The sequence below is a fragment of the Burkholderia sp. Bp8991 genome, assembly GCF_003853795.1.
Taxonomy (GTDB): domain Bacteria; phylum Pseudomonadota; class Gammaproteobacteria; order Burkholderiales; family Burkholderiaceae; genus Burkholderia.
The window spans coordinates 92,231-112,260 of record NZ_QTQJ01000013.1; the positions used below are offsets into that span (position 1 = coordinate 92,231).

Annotated in this window: 19 protein-coding genes and 1 pseudogene; 10 read left to right on the plus strand and 10 right to left on the minus strand. The window is 66.9% G+C overall.

Features of this window, described 5'->3' with window-relative positions; genetic code table 11:
- Window positions 1–43: 43 nt before the first annotated feature.
- Window positions 44–268 (plus strand): annotated as a pseudogene (locus DIE02_RS16935) (integrase core domain-containing protein); the annotation flags it as partial.
- A gap of 103 nt (window positions 269–371) precedes the next feature.
- Here the strand turns inward: DIE02_RS16935 and DIE02_RS16940 are convergent.
- From DIE02_RS16940 to DIE02_RS16950, 3 genes are read right to left on the minus strand one after another with little or no spacing between them, the layout of a single operon-like run.
- Window positions 372–1,556 (minus strand): porin, encoded by a 1,185-nt coding sequence (locus tag DIE02_RS16940; RefSeq protein WP_124529551.1) that lies wholly within the window; start codon window positions 1,554–1,556, stop codon window positions 372–374.
- Window positions 1,557–1,611: 55 nt separating this feature from the next.
- Window positions 1,612–2,406 (minus strand): ABC transporter substrate-binding protein, encoded by a 795-nt coding sequence (locus tag DIE02_RS16945; RefSeq protein WP_124519884.1) that lies wholly within the window; start codon window positions 2,404–2,406, stop codon window positions 1,612–1,614.
- A gap of 55 nt (window positions 2,407–2,461) precedes the next feature.
- Complete coding sequence (locus DIE02_RS16950) at window positions 2,462–3,583, minus strand: M20 aminoacylase family protein (RefSeq protein ID WP_409364370.1); 1,122 nt, start codon at window positions 3,581–3,583, stop codon at window positions 2,462–2,464.
- A gap of 205 nt (window positions 3,584–3,788) precedes the next feature.
- On the opposite strand from DIE02_RS16950, the gene DIE02_RS16955 reads away from it, so the two are divergent.
- The 3 genes from DIE02_RS16955 (at window position 3,789) to DIE02_RS16965 (ending at window position 6,320) form a co-directional block, all read left to right on the plus strand.
- Window positions 3,789–4,751 (plus strand): LysR substrate-binding domain-containing protein, encoded by a 963-nt coding sequence (locus DIE02_RS16955; protein WP_124487303.1) that lies wholly within the window; start codon window positions 3,789–3,791, stop codon window positions 4,749–4,751.
- Window positions 4,752–4,877: 126 nt separating this feature from the next.
- A complete protein-coding gene (gene frmR / locus DIE02_RS16960; RefSeq protein ID WP_124519886.1) occupies window positions 4,878–5,153 on the plus strand; it encodes a formaldehyde-responsive transcriptional repressor FrmR in 276 nt (91 codons plus the stop codon).
- 57 nt (window positions 5,154–5,210) lie between these two features.
- Window positions 5,211–6,320, plus strand: a complete 1,110-nt coding sequence (locus tag DIE02_RS16965) for an S-(hydroxymethyl)glutathione dehydrogenase/class III alcohol dehydrogenase (protein WP_124487304.1) — start codon at window positions 5,211–5,213, stop codon at window positions 6,318–6,320.
- 192 nt (window positions 6,321–6,512) lie between these two features.
- Here the strand turns inward: DIE02_RS16965 and DIE02_RS16970 are convergent, their stop codons facing one another.
- On the minus strand, window positions 6,513–7,538 hold the full coding sequence (locus tag DIE02_RS16970) for an AraC family transcriptional regulator (RefSeq protein ID WP_124487305.1): 1,026 nt from the start codon (window positions 7,536–7,538) through the stop codon (window positions 6,513–6,515).
- Window positions 7,539–7,891: 353 nt separating this feature from the next.
- Between DIE02_RS16970 and DIE02_RS16975 the strand changes: the two genes are divergently transcribed.
- From DIE02_RS16975 to DIE02_RS17000, 6 genes are all read left to right on the plus strand, one after another.
- Entirely contained in the window at window positions 7,892–9,121 is a 1,230-nt protein-coding gene (locus tag DIE02_RS16975) for a dienelactone hydrolase family protein (protein ID WP_124529555.1), read from the plus strand.
- Between the two features lie 67 nt (window positions 9,122–9,188).
- Window positions 9,189–9,977 carry an SDR family oxidoreductase gene (locus DIE02_RS16980; RefSeq protein ID WP_124487307.1) on the plus strand — a complete coding sequence of 263 codons (789 nt, stop codon included), beginning with the start codon at window positions 9,189–9,191 and terminating at the stop codon, window positions 9,975–9,977.
- 64 nt (window positions 9,978–10,041) lie between these two features.
- A complete protein-coding gene (locus DIE02_RS16985; protein ID WP_124522727.1) occupies window positions 10,042–11,280 on the plus strand; it encodes a styrene monooxygenase/indole monooxygenase family protein in 1,239 nt (412 codons plus the stop codon).
- Between the two features lie 5 nt (window positions 11,281–11,285).
- The gene (locus tag DIE02_RS16990; protein WP_124487309.1) at window positions 11,286–11,813 is read left to right on the plus strand and encodes a flavin reductase family protein; all 528 of its coding nucleotides are present in this window, start codon (window positions 11,286–11,288) and stop codon (window positions 11,811–11,813) included.
- Window positions 11,814–11,846: 33 nt separating this feature from the next.
- The gene (locus DIE02_RS16995) at window positions 11,847–12,806 is read left to right on the plus strand and encodes a transporter (protein ID WP_124529557.1); all 960 of its coding nucleotides are present in this window, start codon (window positions 11,847–11,849) and stop codon (window positions 12,804–12,806) included.
- Window positions 12,807–12,941: 135 nt separating this feature from the next.
- Window positions 12,942–14,204, plus strand: a complete 1,263-nt coding sequence (locus tag DIE02_RS17000; RefSeq protein WP_124529559.1) for a serine hydrolase — start codon at window positions 12,942–12,944, stop codon at window positions 14,202–14,204.
- A 211-nt stretch (window positions 14,205–14,415) separates the two neighbouring features.
- On the opposite strand, the gene DIE02_RS17005 is transcribed toward DIE02_RS17000, so the two are convergent.
- The 6 genes from DIE02_RS17005 to DIE02_RS17030 are packed head-to-tail and all read right to left on the minus strand — an operon-like array spanning window position 14,416 to window position 20,030.
- The gene (locus DIE02_RS17005; RefSeq protein WP_124487322.1) at window positions 14,416–15,390 is read right to left on the minus strand and encodes a type II secretion system F family protein; all 975 of its coding nucleotides are present in this window, start codon (window positions 15,388–15,390) and stop codon (window positions 14,416–14,418) included.
- A 38-nt stretch (window positions 15,391–15,428) separates the two neighbouring features.
- Window positions 15,429–16,406 carry a type II secretion system F family protein gene (locus tag DIE02_RS17010; RefSeq protein WP_124522733.1) on the minus strand — a complete coding sequence of 326 codons (978 nt, stop codon included), beginning with the start codon at window positions 16,404–16,406 and terminating at the stop codon, window positions 15,429–15,431.
- Window positions 16,407–16,439: 33 nt separating this feature from the next.
- Window positions 16,440–17,807, minus strand: a complete 1,368-nt coding sequence (locus DIE02_RS17015; protein ID WP_124487324.1) for a CpaF family protein — start codon at window positions 17,805–17,807, stop codon at window positions 16,440–16,442.
- A 19-nt stretch (window positions 17,808–17,826) separates the two neighbouring features.
- Window positions 17,827–19,035, minus strand: a complete 1,209-nt coding sequence (locus tag DIE02_RS17020; RefSeq protein WP_124487325.1) for an AAA family ATPase — start codon at window positions 19,033–19,035, stop codon at window positions 17,827–17,829.
- 21 nt (window positions 19,036–19,056) lie between these two features.
- Window positions 19,057–19,500, minus strand: coding sequence for a TadE/TadG family type IV pilus assembly protein (locus DIE02_RS17025; RefSeq protein WP_124487326.1), 444 nt, complete (start codon window positions 19,498–19,500; stop codon window positions 19,057–19,059).
- Complete coding sequence (locus tag DIE02_RS17030; RefSeq protein ID WP_124487327.1) at window positions 19,497–20,030, minus strand: TadE/TadG family type IV pilus assembly protein; 534 nt, start codon at window positions 20,028–20,030, stop codon at window positions 19,497–19,499. The genes DIE02_RS17025 and DIE02_RS17030 overlap by 4 nt, the downstream gene beginning before the upstream one ends.

Consider the following 20,030-nt stretch of genomic DNA (forward strand, 5'->3'; position numbering starts at 1 on the left):
TGGCATTGGTGATCGACGTGCTCGCCCGTCGCATCGTTGGCTGGCGCGTGGCGGCAGCTTCGATAACGCGCTGGCCGAAACGATCAGCGGTTTGTACAAGACGGAACGGATTCATCGGCGCGCCCCATGGAAAACGCGAGAATCCGTCGAACTGGCGACGCTGGAATGGGTGGCCTGGTACAACCATCATCGGCTGATGGAACCGCTCGGCTCCATTCCGCCCGCTGAAGCCGACGCAAACTACTACAGGCAACTCGGAAATGCTGCTGACGTGCCTGCGGCGGGTCCTTGCCGGAATGCGCCGCTTGTGCGGGCGGGCGACGCCAGGCCGGCCGCCCACCCCGCCCTTCGATCCCTCGACCCCGATCCGGTCAGAACTTATGCCGGATCCCCGCATGCACCATCAACTGCTTCGACGTCGACGAAAGATCGGCCGCCCCCGGGACATACGCCTGGTCGAGCGACGACCCCGTCGCGTCGCCGGCAACCCGCTGGTACGCGCCCATCAGGTAGACGTCGGTGCGCTTCGACAGGTTGTAGTCGGCCATCAGCCCGATCGAATGGATCTTCGGTTTCGCGCTGCCGGTGGTCGCTTCATAACGCACGGTCGTATACACATACTGCGCGCCCACGAAGAACGCCGGCGTGACCTGGTATTTACCGTTCACTTCGAAGTTCTGATACTTGATCGCCGTGACCGTGCCGCCCGCGAGCGGCCCGGTGACGGGTTCGATCGTCTCGTCGCCGAACAGGTAGCCGACGTTCGCGGTCGGCCGCGTGACGTTGCTGTTGGTATACGCGAACCCGATCGTCGCGGGCCCTGCCGTGTAATTGACGCCCGCCCCGAAAATCCGCAGCCGCGCCGACGCGAAGTTCGCATCAGCGCCGACCGACCCCGAGCCCGCGATCGCACCGCCGGCCGTCGCGCCCGGGTTGTCCGCGTTCAGGAACGCCGCGCCGACGAGCAGGCCGCCCTGCTCGTACTGCGCACCGACACTCCACTGCCGGTTGTTCGCGAACCCGGTGTCGTTGCTGAAGCTGTACGTGCCGCCGAACGAGAAGCCGGCAAAATCCGGGCTCGCGTACTTGACCGTGTTGTTCACGCGGAACGTGTTGCCGGTGTTGTCGTTGTCGAGCGGATGCGAGAACGGATAAATGCCCCAACTGCCGTTCGCGGTCGTCGGCGCGAGATAGTCGACGACCGAGTCGTATTGCCGGCCGAGCGTGAGCGTGCCGAAGCGCGTGCTGCCGAGCCCGACGTAAGCCTGCCGCCCGAACATGCGGCCGCCCTGCGCGAGCGTGCCGCTGTTCACGTTGAAGCCGCTCTCGATCTGGAACAGCGCGTTGTAGCCGCCGCCGAGATCCTCGGTGCCCTTCAGCCCCCAGCGGCTGCCCTGCGCGAAGCCGCTCGCCATCTGCCAATCACCGTGGCCGCCGACGTTGTTCGTATAGTCGATGCCCGCATCGATCAACCCGTACAACGTGACGCTGCTTTGCGCGAACGCCGGTGCCGCGCACAGTGCCGGCATCGCGACGAAAAACAATCTCCAGTTCATTCGTTTTCCTTATTGATATCGTTATCCCAACCCTTGCGATACGGGTCGGCGCTGCTTACTTCGTGCCGTAGATGTCGAAGTCGAAGTACTTGCGGTTGATCCGCTGATACGTACCGTTCGCGAGAATCGTCGCCAGCGCGCGGTTGAATGCATCGCGCAGCTCGGTGTCCTGCTTGCGCAGCCCGAGGCCGTCGCCCTGTCCGAAGTACTTCGCGTCGTCGATCGCCGCGCCGACGAACATGAAATCCTTGCCCTGCGGCTTCTTCAGGAAGCCGTCGCTGGCCGCGATCGACGCCTGGAACGCCGCGTCGAGCCGCCCGCTCACGAGATCGGCATAGACCTGGTCCTGGTTCTGGTACGACTCGATCTGCACGCCGGCCGGCTGCCAGTTCGCGATCGCATAGTCGGCCTGCGCGGAACCCTGCTCGACGCCGACCCGCTTGCCCTTCAGCGACGCGGCCGTCGGCAGCAGCGGCGAACCCTTGCGCGCGACCAGCCGCGCCGGCGCGTTCGAGATCCGGTTCGTGAACGCGATCTGCTGCATGCGCTTCGGCGTGATCGTCATCGACGACGCGATCACGTCGAACTTGCGCGCGAGCAGCCCCGGAATCATCCCGTCGAAACTCGACTCGACCCACACGCAGCGCGCGCGCAGCTCCGCGCACAACGCGTTCGTGATGTCGATCCCGAAGCCGGTCAGCGTGCCGTCGGGCTGCTTGTATTCGAGCGGCGGATAGGTGGGATCGACCGCGAGGCGGATCTCCTTGCCCGTCCAGTCGCCCGCATGCGCGGCGCCTGCCACCGTCGTTGCCGTCAGCGCCACCGCGAGCGCCGCCATCCATTGTTTCATTGCCAGTCTCCTTGTTGCCGTCGTTGAAGGTAAATCGGATCGGTCCGGCCGCGCGTCACGCGAGGTAGCGCTCGGCGAGCGCGATCCAGTAGCTCGCGCCCGTCGCGAGGCACGCATCGTTGAAATCGTAGCCGGGGTTGTGCAGCCCGCAGCCTGCCGCGCCATCGCCGTTGCCGATCGACAGGTAGCTGCCCGGGCACGCGTCGAGCATGAACGCGAAATCCTCGCTCGCCGCGATCGGCCGCAGATGGGGAATCAGCGCATCGTCGCCGCCCCATTCGCGCGCGACATCGCGCGCGAACGCCGTTTCCGCCGCGTGATTCACGAGCACCGGATAACCGTGGCGATAGTCGATCTCGGCCGTCGCGCCATAGCTGTCGGCCTGGCCGTGCACGATCGCGCGAATGCGCCGTTCGAGCAGCGCGCGCACGTCCGGCGACAGCGCCCGCACGCTCAGTTCGAGATCCGCATGCGGCGGAATCACGTTCGATGCGGTGCCCGCGTGGATCGAGCCGGTCGTGACGATCGCCAGTTCCTGCGGATTGACGTTGCGCGACACGACCGTCTGCAGCGCCATCACGATCGACGCGCAGACGACCACCGGATCGATCGTCGTGTGCGGCGCCGCGCCGTGGCCGCCGCGCCCGGTCACGCGAACGCGCACCTCGTCGGCCGACGCCATCGCCGGGCCGTCGCAGAAGCCGAGCACGCCGGCCGGCAGGCCCGGCACGTTGTGCATCGCGAACACGGCATCGCACGGGAACTGCGTAAACAGCCCGTCGTCGAGCATCCGCTTCGCGCCGCCCAGCCCTTCCTCCGCCGGCTGGAAAATCAGGTTCAGCGTGCCGCTGAAGCGCCCGCGCTGCGCGATGCAACGGGCGGCGGCGAGCAGCATCGCCGTATGGCCGTCGTGGCCGCACGCGTGCATCACGCCGTCGTGCCGGCTCGCATGCGGCAGCCCGGTCGTCTCGCGGATCGGCAGCGCATCCATGTCCGCGCGCAGCCCGAGCCGCTTCCCGGCGCCGCGCGTGAGCGTGCCGACCACGCCGGTGCCACCGAGGCCGCGCGTGACCCGATAACCCCACGTTGTCAGGCAATCGGCGACGAGCCCGCTCGTCGCGTGTTCGTCGAAACCGAGTTCCGGATGGGCATGCAGCCGGCGGCGCAGCGCGATCATCTCCGTCTCGATGGCCGCCATTTCAGGCGGAACGCGTACTCGATCCAACCCCGTTACTCCTTTCCAGGTGCCGCGTGGCGACTGCCGGAGTGGCAGGTCGTGGGCGAGATCGTAGACAGCGAAAAAGCCGGCGAACAGCCGCAGTTTCGTTATGATGACAACCTTTCGTTGTCGGCTATCACACCCTTTTGCACCCTTTCACACCATGAGCACGATCAAGCTGCATCAGTTGCAGGCGCTCGTCGCGAGCGCGGAGGCCGGGAGCATCCGCGGCGCGGCGCGCACGCTCGGGCTGTCGCAGGCGGCCGTCACGCGTGCGTTGCGCGAGCTGGAGGCCAGCGAGCGCCTGCCGCTGCTGGTGCGCGCGCCGGAAGGCATCGGCTTCACCGAATACGGGAAGACCCTGCTCACGCACGCGAAACTCGTGCTCAAGCAGCTCGAGCACGCGCAAAGCGATCTCGAACGGATGCGCGGGCGCGTCGAGGGGCGGTTGAGCGTCGGCGTCACGCCGTGGCTGACGATGACCTTCCTCGCGGAAACCGTGCTGCAGTTTCGCGAGCGGATGCCCGACGTGCGCCTCGAACTGTACGAAGCGCTGATGGCCGTCGCGCAACCGCTGCTGCGCGACGGCAGCATGGATTTCGCGCTCGGCCACGTGCAGGCCGGCAGCGGCGCGCAGGAGTTCGCGTTCGAGCCGCTGCTGCGCTACGAGACGTCGGTGATGGTGCGCGCCGGGCATCCGCGCGAACGCGCGACGTCGGTGCACGACCTGCTCGATTGCGACTGGGTGCTGAATTCGTCGGCCGACGGCCAGGCCGCGCTCGTCGACTACCTGTTCACGCGGCACGGCGCGCAGATCGACGAGCGGCGCATCGTGCGCGCGCAGTCGGTCGCGATGCTGCAGACGATGCTCGAACAGGCCGGCATGTGCACGTGGTGCCCGACGATCCTCGCGGCGGTGCCGCCATTCGGCGAGCGGATGCGCGTGCTGTCGCTGAAGGAGACCTTCGAGCCGAGCGAACTCGGCGTCGTCACGCGCCGCAGCAGCACGCTGAGCGACGCCGCGCGCTGCTTCATCGATTGCCTGCTGCAGGTGATCCGGCGGCATGCGCGCTCGGCGCGCAAGGACGATCTCGCGCTGTTCCGCACGCTCTCGCTGTTGATCTGACGCCGATCGCGCGCCGGCATCGGGAACCCCGCCGGCGGAGGCCCTGCGACATCCGGGCACGACCGGGTATACCTCCGGCACCGCATTGTTCTATACTGCCCCCCAGTATCCGGAAACCACGATCCCATGCCGCATTCCCCCGCAGAGAAAAAACGCGTCCTGACCCGCGTGCGCCGTGTCCGCGGGCAGCTGAATGCGCTCGAGCAGGCGCTCGAGGAAGGCGCCGACTGTGGTCCGGTACTGCAGCAGCTGGCGGCGATCCGCGGCGCGATCAACGGCGTGATGGCCGGCGTGCTCGAAAGCCATCTGCGCGAGGAGTTCACCCAGCTCGCGGATGCCCCGCGGCCTGCTTCCGAATCGATCGACGATATCGTGACCCTCGTCCGGTCCTACCTGCGTTGACCGGCGCAGGATCGTCGACGCTCCGCTCCATTCGATGATTTTTTCAACAGGATTGTCATGAAATCACGTGCCGCAGTTGCGTTTGAAGCCGGTAAGCCGCTCCAGATCGTCGAAATCGACGTCGAACCGCCCCGCAAGGGCGAAGTGCTCGTCAAGATCACCCATACCGGTGTCTGTCACACCGACGCGTTCACGCTGTCGGGCGACGACCCCGAAGGCCTCTTCCCCGCCGTGCTGGGTCATGAAGGCGCGGGCATCGTGGTGGAAGTCGGCGAAGGCGTGACCAGCGTCAAACCCGGCGACCACGTCATTCCGCTCTACACCGCCGAATGCGGCGAGTGCCTGTTCTGCAAGAGCGGCAAGACCAACCTGTGCGTGTCGGTGCGCGCCACCCAGGGCAAGGGCGTGATGCCCGACGGCACCACGCGGTTCAGCTACAACGGCCAGCCGGTCTATCACTACATGGGCTGCTCGACGTTCAGCGAATACACCGTCGTCGCCGAAGTGTCGCTCGCGAAGATCAACCCGGACGCGAACCCCGAGCAGGTCTGCCTGCTGGGCTGCGGCGTCACGACGGGCCTCGGCGCGGTGAAGAACACGGCGAAGGTGCAGGAAGGCGACACCGTGGCCGTGTTCGGCCTCGGCGGCATCGGCCTCGCGGTGATCCAGGGCGCCAAGCTCGCGAAGGCCGGCCGCATCATCGCGATCGATACCAACCCCGGCAAGTTCGACCTCGCACGCGTGTTCGGCGCGACCGACTGCGTGAACCCGAAGGATCACGAAAAGCCCATCCAGCAGGTGATCGTCGAAATGACCGGCTGGGGCGTCGACCACAGCTTCGAGTGCATCGGCAACGTCAACGTGATGCGCGCCGCGCTCGAATGCGCGCACCGCGGCTGGGGCCAGTCGGTGGTCATCGGCGTCGCCGGCGCCGGCCAGGAAATCTCGACGCGCCCGTTCCAGCTCGTCACCGGTCGCCGCTGGCTGGGCACGGCATTCGGCGGCGTCAAGGGCCGCTCCGAACTGCCGGGCATGGTCGAGGAAGCGATGGCCGGCACGATCCAGCTGGCACCGTTCGTCACGCACACGAAGCCGCTCACCGGCATCAACGAAGCGTTCGACCTGATGCACGAAGGCAAGTCCATCCGGACCGTCGTGCATTTCTGAACCACACGCGAGGAGGCCGGTTGCCGCAACCGGCCCGTTGCGCGCGTGCGCCGGCAAGCCACGTCGCTTGGCCGGCGCGACGCATGCTCCGAACCCCATCCTCCGTCCAGCCGGTAACGATCACCGTTGCGTGATCCGTCGCCCGTCGCGAGACTCGGCTTTCGACCGCGAGCCTGTGTCGCGGCTGCCCCGTCAGCACCGCACGCGCCGCATCCGGAGCGTGGCCGACGGCGATTCCCCGAACGCGCGCTTGTAGTCGATCGCGAACCGTCCGAGGTGCGCGAAGCCCCATTTCAGCGCGATGTCCGTCACCGACGCGAGCCCGGGCGTCGCATCGTCGAGCAGTTCATCGCGCACACGTTGCATCCGCAACTGGCGCACGAATGCCATCGGCGTGATGCCGTGGCGATTGCGGAAGCCGGCGAACAGCGTGCTCGGGCTGACGCCCGCGAGTTCGGCGAGCCGTTCGATCGTCAGCGGCTCGTCGAGATGCGCGCGGATGTATTCCTCGACGCGCCGCACGTAGAACGGCGCGAGCGGCGCCGGCGCGTGGCGCGTGCCGTTGCGCGCGGTGTTCGGGTGGCCGTACAGCAACAGGTTGAGCAGCGTCGATTCGAGTTGCTCGAACGCGAGCGGATGGCGCAGCGGATGCCCGTCCGTCGCGATCGCGTCGGCCAGCATCGGCAGCATCTGCGCGAGGCACGCGCCCTGCTGCGACGACAGGCTGAATTCCGGCTCGAACTCCACCGGCGCGCGCCGCTCGTCGCCGAAATGCCGCTGCGCATGCCGCTCCATCACCTCGCGCTCGATCCGCAGGATCACTTGCGGGCACGCCTCGCCCCACCGCATCCTGAGCGACAGCGTCGGCGACAGCAGCGACGCGGTGTCGGGCGACGACACGAAGCGCGTCGCGCCGCACTCGATCTCGGCGTCGCCGCGCAGCGGCATCTGCAACAGATAGAAGTGCTCGAGCGGCCCCGGTTCGATGGACACCTCGCCACCGTAGTCGAGCAGATTCAGCGACAGGTTGCCCCAGCGAGCATGGTGCATGCGGCTGTGCAGCGCGCGCGAATCGCCGGTCAGCGTGAGCCGATGCGGCTTGAACACGTCCGCTACCCGCGCGCGCACCTCGTCGAGGTCATCCGACTGCAGCAGCAGCGTGTCGTGATTGAAACAGGCGGCGTCACCCAGCCAGCCCGCTCCGGAAAATTGCCCCATCGAAGTTCTCCCGTCGTGCTCGATCGCACTTGCGCTGTGCACGCGTTCCCGATTCCGGGGAATCCCGTCGCACGATCCGGATAGCGGCCGGAGTATCCGGACAGTCCGCCTCGCTACACTACGCAAGCCCTGCGCACCCGATGCAAGAAGCGGACCGTTCGCGCATCGTAGAAAACTGTGCGGTGCTTCCGCATCCGCACAAACCCGCAGAGCGCCGTGCCCGGCCCCGCTGCGGCGGGCCGGTCCGCAGGTTTCCGGAATTCGCGGATACCGGTCGAAGAAAGCGGATAGAAGCGCGCGTTTCGTCCGCCAATACTGGGCCCATGCCAGTCACGAACAGAATGGAGAGACACATGCAAGGACGACACATCGAGATCCCGTCGCCGGACGGCGGCGCGTTTCGCGCGTACCTGAGCACGCCGGCCGGCGGCACGGGGCCCGGCATCGTGCTGTGCCACGAAATCTTCGGCGCGAACGCGACGATGCGCGACGTGGCCGATTACTACGCCGAAGAAGGCTACACGGTGCTCGTGCCTGACCTGTTCTGGCGCCAGGCGCCCGGCATTGAACTCGGTTACACCGCCGCCGACTTCGAGCGTGCGATGGCGCTGTACCGCGAATACGACGAAAACAAGGGAGTCGAGGACATCGCCGCCGCGCTGGCCGTGCTCACGCAACGGCCGGAATGCACGGGCCAGGCCGGCGTGCTCGGCTACTGCCTCGGCGGCAAGCTCGCGTATCTCGCCGCGTGCCGCCTGCCGGACGTGGCCGCCGCGGTCAGCTATTACGGCGTGGGCATCGAGCATGCGCTCGACGAGGCCGCTCATCTGCGCGGCCGGCTCGTGCTGCAGATCCCCGCGCAAGACCGCTTCTGTCCGCCCGACGCGCAGCAACGCATCGCCGCGGCGCTCGCGGGGCGCGACGGCGTGGAAGTGTACGTCTACCCTGGCGTCGATCATGCGTTCGCACGCGTCGGCGGCGATCATTTCGACAAGGCGGCCGCGGTGATGGCGCATCAGCGCGCGATCGCCGCGTTCCGCGCGGCGCTCGGCCCGCGCTACGACCTGTCCGCGCTGTGGGAAGAACATCTCCGGCACGAATTCGACACGCGCAACGTCGACGCGACGATGGATACGATGGTCGCGCAGCCTTACGTGAACCATATTCCGACACTGACGGGCGGCGTCGGCTACGACGAACTCAAGCGCTTCTACACGCATCACTTCGTGCATGCGAACCCGCCGGACACCACGATCACGCCGATCTCGCGCACGATCGGCGCGAGCCAGATCGTCGACGAACTGCTGTTCTGCTTCACGCACACGACCGAGATCGACTGGATGCTGCCCGGCGTCGCGCCGACCGGCAAGCGCGTCGAGATCCCGCTCGTCGCGATCGTCAAGTTCCGCGGCGACAAGCTGTATCACGAGCACATCTATTGGGACCAGGCGAGCGTGCTCGTGCAGGTCGGCCTGCTCGACGCGGCCGGGCTGCCCGTCGCCGGTGTCGAAACGGCGCGCAAGCTGCTCGACGAAACCGTGCCGTCCAACGGGCTGATGCAGCGCTGGCGCGACAGCGCGTAATCGACCGATACCCGGGCGGCACGTCGAACGCGCGCCGCCTGCGCTCAATCATTCCAGGAGACTCCCCATGACTGCCCTTGCTGGCAAAGTCGCGATCGTCACCGGCGGCGCCACGCTGATCGGCGCCGCCGTCGCGCAGGACCTGAGCCACGCCGGCGCGTGCGTCGCGATCCTCGATCTCGACGCGGAGAACGGCGCGCGCGTCGCCGACACGCTCGGCGAACGCGGCACGTTCATCGCGACCGACATCACCGACGACCGCGCGATCGAACGCGCGGTATCGGCCGTCGCCGAACGCTTCGGCTCGATCGACCTGCTGATCAACCTCGCGTGCAGCTACGTCGACAACGGCATCCAGGCCACGCGCAACGACTGGCTCGCGGCGATGGACGTCAACGTCGTCTCGGCCGCGATGCTCGTGAAGGCCGTGCACCCTTACCTGACCCGGCGCGGCGGCGGCGCGATCGTGAACTTCAGCTCGATCTCCGCGCAATGCGCGCAGACCGGCCGCTGGCTCTATCCCACATCCAAGGCCGCGATGCGCCAGCTCACGCGCAGCATGGCGATGGATCTCGCCGCCGACCGGATTCGCGTCAACTCGGTGTCGCCGGGATGGACGTGGTCGCGCGTGATGGACGAGCTCACGCACGGCGACCGCGCGAAAACCGATCGCGTGGCCGCGCCATTTCATCTGCTCGGGCGCGTGGGCGATCCGTCGGAAGTCGCGCAGGTCGTCACGTTCCTGTGCAGCGATGCGGCGAGCTTCGTGACGGGCGCCGACTACGCGGTGGACGGCGGCTACTCCGCGATGGGCCCCGAGCAGGCGGTGCCGGCGATTCCGAGGTTGGCCGAATAACCGCCGGCCGTTCCTTCCCGCCCACATTCCACTCCATTTAATTCGTCATGCAAAGGATTGCATCATGAAACGCATCGCTATCGTCGGCGCCGGCCAGTCCGGCCTGCAACTCGCCTTCACGCTGCTCGACCACGGCTATCACGTCACGCTCGCGACCAATCGCGACGCGCAACAGATTCGCGCCGGCAAGGTCATGTCGAGCCAGTGCATGTTCCATACCGCACTGCAGATCGAACGCGATCTCGGCCTGAACGCCTGGGAAGAAGCGTGCCCGTCCATCGACGGCATCGGCATCGCGGTGCCGCATCCGCAAGGCAACGGTCGCAAGGCGATCGACTGGTCGTCGCGGCTGACCCGCTACGCGCAATCGGTCGACCAGCGCGTGAAGATGGCCGACTGGCTCGACGCGATCCGGCGCCGCGGTGCCGACGTGCGCATCTGCGACGTCGGCGTGCCGGAGCTCGAGGCGCTCGCACGCAGCCACGATCTCGTGCTGCTCGCGGCCGGCAAGGGCGAAATCGTGAACCTGCTCGGCCGCGACGACGCACGCAGCGCGTTCGAGCGCCCGCAACGCGCGCTGGCCCTCACCTACGTGACGGGCATGACGCCTAGCGAGCCGTATTCGCGCGTGCGCTTCAACCTGCTGCCCGGGATCGGCGAATACTTCGTGTTTCCGGCGCTGACCACGACGGGCCCGTGCGAAATCATGGTGTTCGAAGGGATCCCCGGCGGCCCGCTCGACTGCTGGGCCGACGTGAAGACGCCCGAGCAGCATCTCGACCGCAGCCTGTCGTTCCTGCAGCAGTACGTGCCGTGGGAATTCGAGCGCTGCCGCGACGTTGCGCTGACCGATCCGAACGGCACGCTGTCCGGGCGCTTCACGCCGACCGTGCGCAAGCCGTTCTTCCGCCTGCCGTCGGGCCGCACCGTGTTCGGCATGGCCGATGCGGTGGTCGTCAACGATCCGATCACCGGCCAGGGTTCGAACAATGCGGCGAAATGCGCGAAGGTGTACGGCGACGCGATCCTCGCACGCGAAGCCGAGCCGTTCGACGAAGCCTGGATGCACGACACGTTCGAACGCTACTGGGCCTACGCACAGCACGTCGTGCGCTGGACCAACTCGCTGCTCACGCCGCCGCCGCCGCACATCCTCGAGCTGCTCGGCGCCGCCGGCCAGCTGCCGTCGCTCGCCGCGACGATCGTCGACGGCTTCGACGATCCGCGCCGGTTCGCGCCGTGGTGGTTCGAGCCGGCGGCCTGCGCCGCGCTGATCCGCGAACACGCCGCACGTTCGGAGTAAGCGACATGAACGCCACCGCTTCCGGCAATCCGGGCCTCGACCCGCAGCAATTGCGCGCCGCATTCGGGCAGTTTCCGACCGGCGTCACCGTGATCACCACGCGCGCGCCGGACGGGCGCAAGGTCGGCCTCACCGCCAATTCGTTCTCGTCGCTGTCGCTCGATCCGCCGCTCGTGCTGTGGAGCCTGCGCAAGGTCGCGCCGAGCCGTCCGGATTTCGTCGCGGCCACGCACTTCGCGATCAATATCCTCGCGCACGACCAGATCGAACTGTCGCGCCGTTTCGCGACGCCGAGCGCCGACAAGTTCGACGGCGTGCCGCACGTGGATGCCGATGCGGGCGGCGTGCCCTGTCTCGACGGCGCAAGCGCGCGTTTCGTGTGCCGCCATGTCGGCCATTACGAAGGCGGCGACCACCTGCTGTTCATCGGCCAGATCGAGGCATTCGATGCGTTCGGCCATGCACCGCTCGTGTTCCATGCGGGCCAGTATCGCGCGATCTCGGCACACCCCGATCTTTCTCGTGCCGCTTGATTAGTTATACAAACAAATATTCAGGAGGTGGTGATGATGAATTGCGGCTCTCGCCTGCTTGCGATCGCAGGCCTCGTGTGCTTCGGCCTGACCGGGCACGTGCCGGCGCATGCGACCGACCTGCCATCGGTCAACCTGGGGATGACCAGCTTCCTCGACGGGATGCCGCCGGCCGGTGCCGGCTGGTACGGCACGCAGTATCTCGAGTACTACACGGCCGGACGCGTCAACGACAATGCCGGCAACAAGGTCGGGCTGCCGAAGCAGGACATCGACCTGTTCGCAGGGCTGAGCCAGCTCGTCTACCAGTCGCCGCTGGCGTTCGGCGGCATGCATCCGGGGCTCGACGTGATCCTGCCGTGGGTGGCGTCCGTGCACACGAACGACGGAATCGGCAACGTCGCGCTGAATTCGCGGGCCGGGTTCGGCGATCTGCTGATCGGCCCGTTCATCCAGTTCGATCCGGTGATGGGCCCGCAGGGGCCGCGCTTCGCGCAGCGGGTGGAATTCCAGTTCATCGCGCCGACGGGCGCATACGACCCGGCGCGGGCGATCAATCCGGGCAGCCATTTCTGGTCGTTCGATCCGTACTGGGCCGCGACGTTCTGGGTCACGCCGAAGTGGACCGTGTCGTGGCGCCTGCACTATTTGTGGAATGCGACCAATCACGAGCCGGCGACCGCGCTCGGACCCGACGTGACGTCGACGCAGGCCGGCCAGGCCGTTCATGCGAACTTCGCGACCGAGTACGAAGTGCGGCCCGGGCTGCGGTTGGGGCTCAACGGCTACTGGCTGCGCCAGACCACCGACATGAAAGTGAACGGGCAGGACGTGTCCGGTACACGGGAAGCCGTGCTCGCGATCGGGCCCGGCGCGATGGTCAGTTTTTCGCCGCAGGATCACCTGCTGTTCAACGCGTACTTCGAGGTCCTTGCGCGCAACCGGCCGCAAGGTTCGCGGATGGTATTGCGGTACGTGCATCATTTTCAGTGACGCGCAAACCAGGCCGGCCTTGCCGGCCGATATCGTATGACGAATGCATCGCGCACCTTCGGAGCCCGGTTGCGTGTCCTATAGTTTCGGGGGTGCAAGGAGACCACTTAAACACAACAAGGAAGGGAACACGCGATGGCGACCTCTGCTCCTCCCCGGCTTTTCCCGCGCGCCGCGCAGCGGCTGGTGCATCACCTGGCGACGGTTGCACCGGCGCTGGCCGTCGGCATCGCCGTTTCCGCCTGCGGCGGCGACAGCTCGCTGAACAGCGACGAGCCTGCCTACGCCACCCAGGCGCGCCCGCAGATCAATGCGCTGCTCGCGAGCACGATGACGCCCGGCGCGGTCGTCTACGTGCAGTCGCCGCAAGGCAACTGGCTCGCGTCGTTCGGCACGGCCGTGCGCGGCACGAACTCGCCGATCCCGACGAACGCGCACTTTCGCATCGGCAGCGTGACGAAGACGTGGACGGGCACCGTGATCCTGCAACTCGTGCAGGAAGGCAGGCTGCGCCTGACCGATCATGTCAGCCAGTACGTCGCGAACGTGCCGAACGGCGACACGATCACGATCGAGCAGTTGCTGACGATGCGCAGCGGTCTCTACAACTACTCGACCAGCCTTGCGTTCAACCAGTCGCTCGACATGCAGCCGGACAAGGTGTGGACCGTCGACGAACTGCTGGGTATCGCGGAGAACCAGCCCGTCTATTTCGCGCCGGGCGCGGATTTTCGCTACTCGAACACGAATACGGTGCTGCTCGGCCTGATCATCGAGCAGCGCACCGGCATGAGCGCCGCCGATGCGATCCGGACGCGGCTGTTCGCGCCGCTCGGGCTGACCGAGACATCGCTGCCGCCGCAAGACAACACGGCGCTCCCCGCGCCGGCGCCGCGCGGTTATCAATGGGGCACCAACGTGGAGACGATCGACGGCGACGCGCTGTCTCCCACGCGCCAGGCCGCCGCGAAGAACGGCACGCTGCAGCCGGCCGACGTGACGACGGTCAATACGTCGTGGGCATGGACGGCCGGCTCCGGCATCTCTACCGCGGCCGAACTGGGTGCGTACGTGCAGCGGATGGTCGGCGGCGGCTACCTGAATGCGGACCTGCAGGCGCAACGCCTCGCGAGCTGCACGCCGATCGATCCGTCGAATCCGGCGTCGGCGAGCTACTGCATGGGGCTCGCGAAGTTCGGCACGTTCTACGGGCACACCGGGGAAATACCGGGTTTCAATACGTTCGCGGGCTACGATCCGGCAACGAAGACGACGATCGTCACGTGGGCGAACACGGCGTCCGGCCCGGACGGACGCGCACCGGCCAACGAGATCGCACGGATCATCATGGGCGAGCTCAGCAAGGCGGCCGATGTGCCGAGCGAGGGGCGGCCTTGAGGGGAAGCCGTAGGGGGCCACCCGCGCGGGCAGTGGACTACGGCTGCGTCCATGGCCGACCATGGGTCCGGGTTGCGTTGACGCCGCTATGATCGACCTGTCTCGCGGCGCCGCCCGGGGGGAGAAGGAGCCTCCCATGAAGACGGTGACCGTGCCGGCCGGCGATGCCGGGCCGGCACGCACATCCGGTTCGCGCGGCCCCCGCCGCCGCTTACTGCCCGATGCTGGTGAAGGTCGGCAGCAGCACGCGATACACGTGAATCATCGCCGGCCCGAGCAACACGCACATCAGCGCCGGGAAGATGAAGAAGATAAGCGGAAACAGCAGCTTCAGCGCGATCTTCGCGGCCCGCTCCTCGGCGCGCATCCGCCGCCGCGTGCGCAGCATGTCCGAGAGCACGCGCAGCGATTCCGCGATGCTCGTGCCGAAGCGATCGGCCTGGATCAGCATCGCGCAGAACGATTCGATGTCCTCGACGCCGGTCCGCAGCGCCAGGTTGCGCAGCGCGGTATCCTTCGTGAACCCGGAACGCATCTCGAGCAGCAGCAAGTCGAGTTCGCCCGCGACCACTTCGCTGCGAAAGCGCAGCTCCTCGCTCACCCTCATCAGCGCCGCATCGAGCCCGAGCCCTGCTTCGACGCATACGGTCAGCAAGTCGAGCGCATCCGGGAAGTCCTCGAAGATCACCTGCTGACGCTTCGCGATCCGGCGCCGGAGGATCACGTTCGGCACGTAGTAGCCGATCCCGGCGAGCGCCACGAGGAGGAACGACAGCAGCATGCGTTGACCCGCGAGGCGGGTCGTGGCGAGCGCCAGCAGCGCAGCGCCCGGCAGCGCCAGCGCGAGTACCGTCTTCGCCGCGAAGTAAAGCGCGCCCGCGTTCGCATCGCGCCAGCCGGCATTCATCAGCCGGATCCGCAGCGGCGAGTTCTCCCAGCCCTCCTGCGGCAGCGACAGCCGGGAAATCGGTTTCGACAGTTCGACGAGTTTCGCGACCCAGTGCGATGTTTGCCCGCCGCCGTCGTTCGCACCGGTGCCGATGCCCACGCTCGCTCCGCTCGCCTGCTGGATCCGGCGCTCCATGTTGCGCGGCGCGAACAGCAGCATCGCGACCAGCACGCCGCCGGCGACGAAAAGGAACAAGCCGGCCAGCATCACGGTATGTACTACGCTCAGGTTTTGCATGACAGCCTCGATTCGGTTCGTGAAGCCCGGGACACGCGTCAGACGCGAATGCGGATGATGCGGCGAATCCACAGCAGGCCGAATACCATCGACCCGAGCATCACGCCAACCATCTTGATGCCGGCCGGATCCTCCCAGAGCACCGACAGGAACTCACGGTTCAACACCGCCATCATGCCCGCGGTACCGAACGGCAGCAGGCCGAGGATCCAGGCCGACAACCGCCCTTCCGCGGACAGCACGCGGACCTTGTCGAACAGCTTGAAGCGTTCGCGCACCAGCGACGCGATGCTGTCGAGCAGTTCGGCCAGGTTGCCACCGGTCTCGCGCTGGATCAGCACCGCGATCACGAAGTAGCGCAGGTCATGGGCCGGCACGCGCGTGGCGAGGTTCACCAGCGCATCGTGCAGCGATACGCCGTAATTGATCTCGTCGAACGTGATCCTGAATTCACTGCCCATCGGATCGGGAAACTCCTCGCCGACCATCCCGAGCGCGCTCGTAAACGAGTGGCCGGAGCGTAGCGCGCGCGCGATCATGTCGCAGACATCCGGCAGCTGGCGCTCGAGCTTGAGCATCCGCCGGTTGCGATGCCGCATCACGTACATTACCGGGATGCATACGGTCAGCAGCGCAATCGGCACCACGACGATCAGCGGCAACACGGTCAGGGTCAGGGCCAGCATCGTCGCCACCGGGAATGCGGCGCAGAGCGTGACCAGTTTCGCGACCGTCCAGTCGAGCCCGGACTGCTGCAGCAGGAGGTCCAGCGACTGCACGCGCGGCATGCGCAACAACAGCCGGTCGAACGGCTTCGACTCGTCGAGCATCCGCTTCTTGAGAATCGACAGCCGCTCCTGCTGCACGCTGCCGCCGGCCGACATCGCGCGCAGGCGCGATTCGATCCGGCGCGCCGCGGCACCGTGGCGCGTGTTCCACCATTGATAGACGCCCTCGATCGCGAGCACGACCGCGACGAAGGTGAGAATCACAAAACCGTAAAAGATCGAGTCCATGAGGCCTCCCCGGAATCAGACGACCGCGCGTCGTCACTTCGTCTCGTAACGCTGCGCCGGGTCGTACAGCGAATCCGGCAGGTTGATGCCGAACGCCTGCAGCCGCTCGGCGAACTTCGGCCGCACGCCGGTCGCGCAGAAGTGTCCGCGCACCGTGCCGTCGCGATCCATGCCGGTGCGCTTGAACGTGAAGATCTCCTGCATGTTGATGATGTCGCCCTCCATCCCGGTCAGCTCCTGGATGCTGACGATCTTGCGCTTGCCGTCGGTGAGCCGGGTGGCCTGAACCACCACCGAGATCGCCGACGCGATCTGCTGGCGCATCGTCTTCGGCGGCAGCGTCAGGCCGCCGACGCTAATCATGTTCTCGAGCCGCGTGAGCGCATCGCGCGGCGTGTTGGCGTGGATCGTCGCGAGCGAGCCTTCGTGGCCGGTGTTCATCGCATTGAGCATGTCGAGCGCTTCCGCGCCGCGCACTTCGCCGAGGATGATCCGGTCCGGCCGCATCCGCAGCGCATTGCGCACGAGCGTGCGTTGCGTGATCTCGCCCTTGCCCTCGATGTTCGGCGGCCGCGTTTCGAGCCGCAGCACATGCGGCTGCTGCAGTTGCAGCTCGGCCGCATCCTCGATCGTCACGATCCGTTCCGAACGCGGAATGAAGCCAGACAGGATGTTGAGCAGCGTCGTCTTGCCGCTGCCGGTGCCGCCCGACACGAGCACGTTCACTTTCGCCTGGGCCAGCGCATCGAGCAGTTCCGCCATCGGCGGCGTGAGGCTCTGGTAACTCACGAGGTCGTCCATCTTCAGCGGGTTGACCGCGAAGCGCCGGATCGACATCAGCGGCCCGTCGATCGCCGACGGCGGAATGATCGCGTTCACGCGCGAGCCGTCCGGCAGACGCGCATCGACCATCGGAGTCGATTCGTCGATGCGGCGCCCGACCCGCGACACGATCTTCTCGATCACCTTCATCAGGTGCGCGTCGTCGTAGAACGTCACGTCGGTCAGCTCGAGCTGGCCGGCACGCTCGACGTAGACCTGCCGGTACGTGTTCACGAGGATGTCGGAGATGCCGGGGTCGCGCAGCAGCGCCTCGAGCGGGCCGAAACCGAACATCTCGTCGTACACGTCGATCGCGAGCTGGCGCCGCTCGATGTCGTTCGCGAGCAGGCGCTCCTCGTCGAGGATGCGCGAGATCAGCGCCGAGATTTCCTGCCGGACCTGTTCCTGCGGCAGGCGCGACAGACGCTCCAGCTCGACGCGTTCGAGCACCGCCAGGTGAATTTCGCGGCGCAGCTTCTGGTAGGCGTTGCGTACCGACGAATGCGTCGCACCTGCCGGTTCGGTGCCCGCAGCCTGCGGCTGCGTCCGGTACAAGGACATCTGTTCGCGCAATGACATGATGGTTTCCCCGCAAGATTCACATGGACTTGAGCTTCGGCGTGGCCTTGCGGCCGAACAGCCGGGACATCAACGGTTCGCTGCTGGACGTGCCGTGCCTGGTGCGCACGTCCCCTTCGACGATCTGCTTCGCACAGGCCTGCAACGCACGCGTGACCGCCGCGCCGCGTGCGACGCGCGAGGCCGGATGCCCCTGGTCGAGCGCTTCGCGCACGGTGTCGGCGTCGTCGGGTATCGTGCTGCTGGCGTGCAGCCCGAGCACTTCCTCGAGCGCGGCACGAGACCGCTCGCTCGCTCGCGTCATCCGGTTCACCACCAGCCGCAACTGGTCGGTCGGGTAGCCGAGCGACACGAGAATCTCCAGCAACCGGCGGCCCGCGCGCACGTGCGGCATCGTGGGCTGCAGCACGAGCTGGATCTGGTCGCTGCGATCCAGTGCGATCATCGACAGCGGATTGATGCTGACGCCGATGTCGAAGATCACGAAGTCGTAACGCGGCGCCGCGACGCCGAGGATCCATTCGAGCGCGTCCTCGCGCATCTCCGCGGCCTTCACCGGGTCGCCCGCGCCGGCGAGCACGTGAAACGTCGACGTCACGTGCGCGACGCTCGCGTCGAGAAACGCGCCGTCGAGCCGTTCGATCTGCGCGCACAGCTGCGGCAGCGTCGACGGCGGCGTCTCGTCGCTGACGAGGAACGCGGCATCCGCGAACTGCTGGTTCAGATCGACCAGCAGCACGCGGCGCTTGTGGCCTTCGGCGATCTCGTACGCGACGTTGCTCGCGGCGAAGCTCGTACCCGCGCCGCCCTTGCACGACATGAACGACACGAAGCGCGTATCGTCGCTGTCGCGCCGCGTGCTTTGCGCGGCCGCGCGTTCGAGCGCGCGGGCGAGCGCCGCGGGGTCGATCGGCCACTGCAGTACGTCGCGCGCGCCGGCGCGCATCGCGTCCAGCAGCACGTGCGGCGCCGCATCCGCGGTCACCAGGATGCCGGTCAGGCCCGGGTGCAGCCGGCAGATCCGCTCGAGCGCCGACAGCTCGGCCGCGTCTGTCGTCGCGCCGTCGATCAGCAGGATGTCGAACGAATCGAGACCGTCGGTTCGATGCTCGATCTGGGACGGCCGTCCGTGCGCGCGCGTCACGCGATAGTGTCCGCTCTCGGTGACCAGGCGCGCGATCTGCGTGAGCCGGGCGGTATCGTCGGCAGCTACGAGGATATTGATCATGACTGTGCCTCGTCGGTTCGATTATTGACAGGCCGTGCCGCCCGTCGACGAATTCAGGCTTTCCCGCGACAGCGTCGTGGTGAACGACGGCATCGTGATCGAGACGTTCGCGATCGGAATCATCGTCCTGACCGTCACGTTGGTGATGCTGACCGTCACGAACGAGCAGGAGCTCACGTCGCAGCCCGACGGCGTGTAGCTCACCGACACGTTCGCGTTCGACAGCATCGGCATCAGCGACTTCACACGCTTCACGACGCCGGCGGCGTTCACGTCGCAGACGATCGCCGTACGTGCGCCGAGCCGGATCGCCTCGGTCGCGGTGTTCCAGTAGAACAGCACGCGCCCGAATTCGAACACGCCGATCAGCAGCATGATCAGGATCGATGCGATCAGCGCGAACTCGACGATCGTTGCGCCGCGTTGAGTGCGCCGGCGCAACAGCGGAAAGGGGCGCGCGTTCATGACACTTGCCTCATCACGGTGACGATGTTGCCGAAGGTGATCGAGGACAGCCCCGGGTAGGCCGGAATCGGCTGGTACTGGTAGCCCTTCACCTTCACCTCGACGACGTTGATGCTGCCGGTGGCCGTGCCGCTTGCCGCGTTGTTGGTCGAGTCGTACGTCGGCAGGTTCGCGAACTGCGGCGGGTCGGACGCATCGGCGCAATCGGTCGAATGCGCGGCGTCGCAGACGATCACCATCGACGTCGTGAGCCCCGGCACCAGCTCGGTGCCGGCGGAGCCGCACGTGGTGCTGCCGTACACGACCAGGCACTGCGCCTCCGCGAGCGGATACGCGCTGTCGGTCGGCAGAAAGACCGACAGGTAGCGCGCCGCGTTGCGCGTCGCCTTGGTGAGGGTCTCGTACTGGTAGATCGCGCGGCCGAACTCGGCCACGCCGGTCGCGAGCACGATCATCGGCATCAGCACGAGCGCGAATTCGACCGCGGCGACACCGCGCATGCGTGACCGGCGAATCGGGAGCCTTTTCAT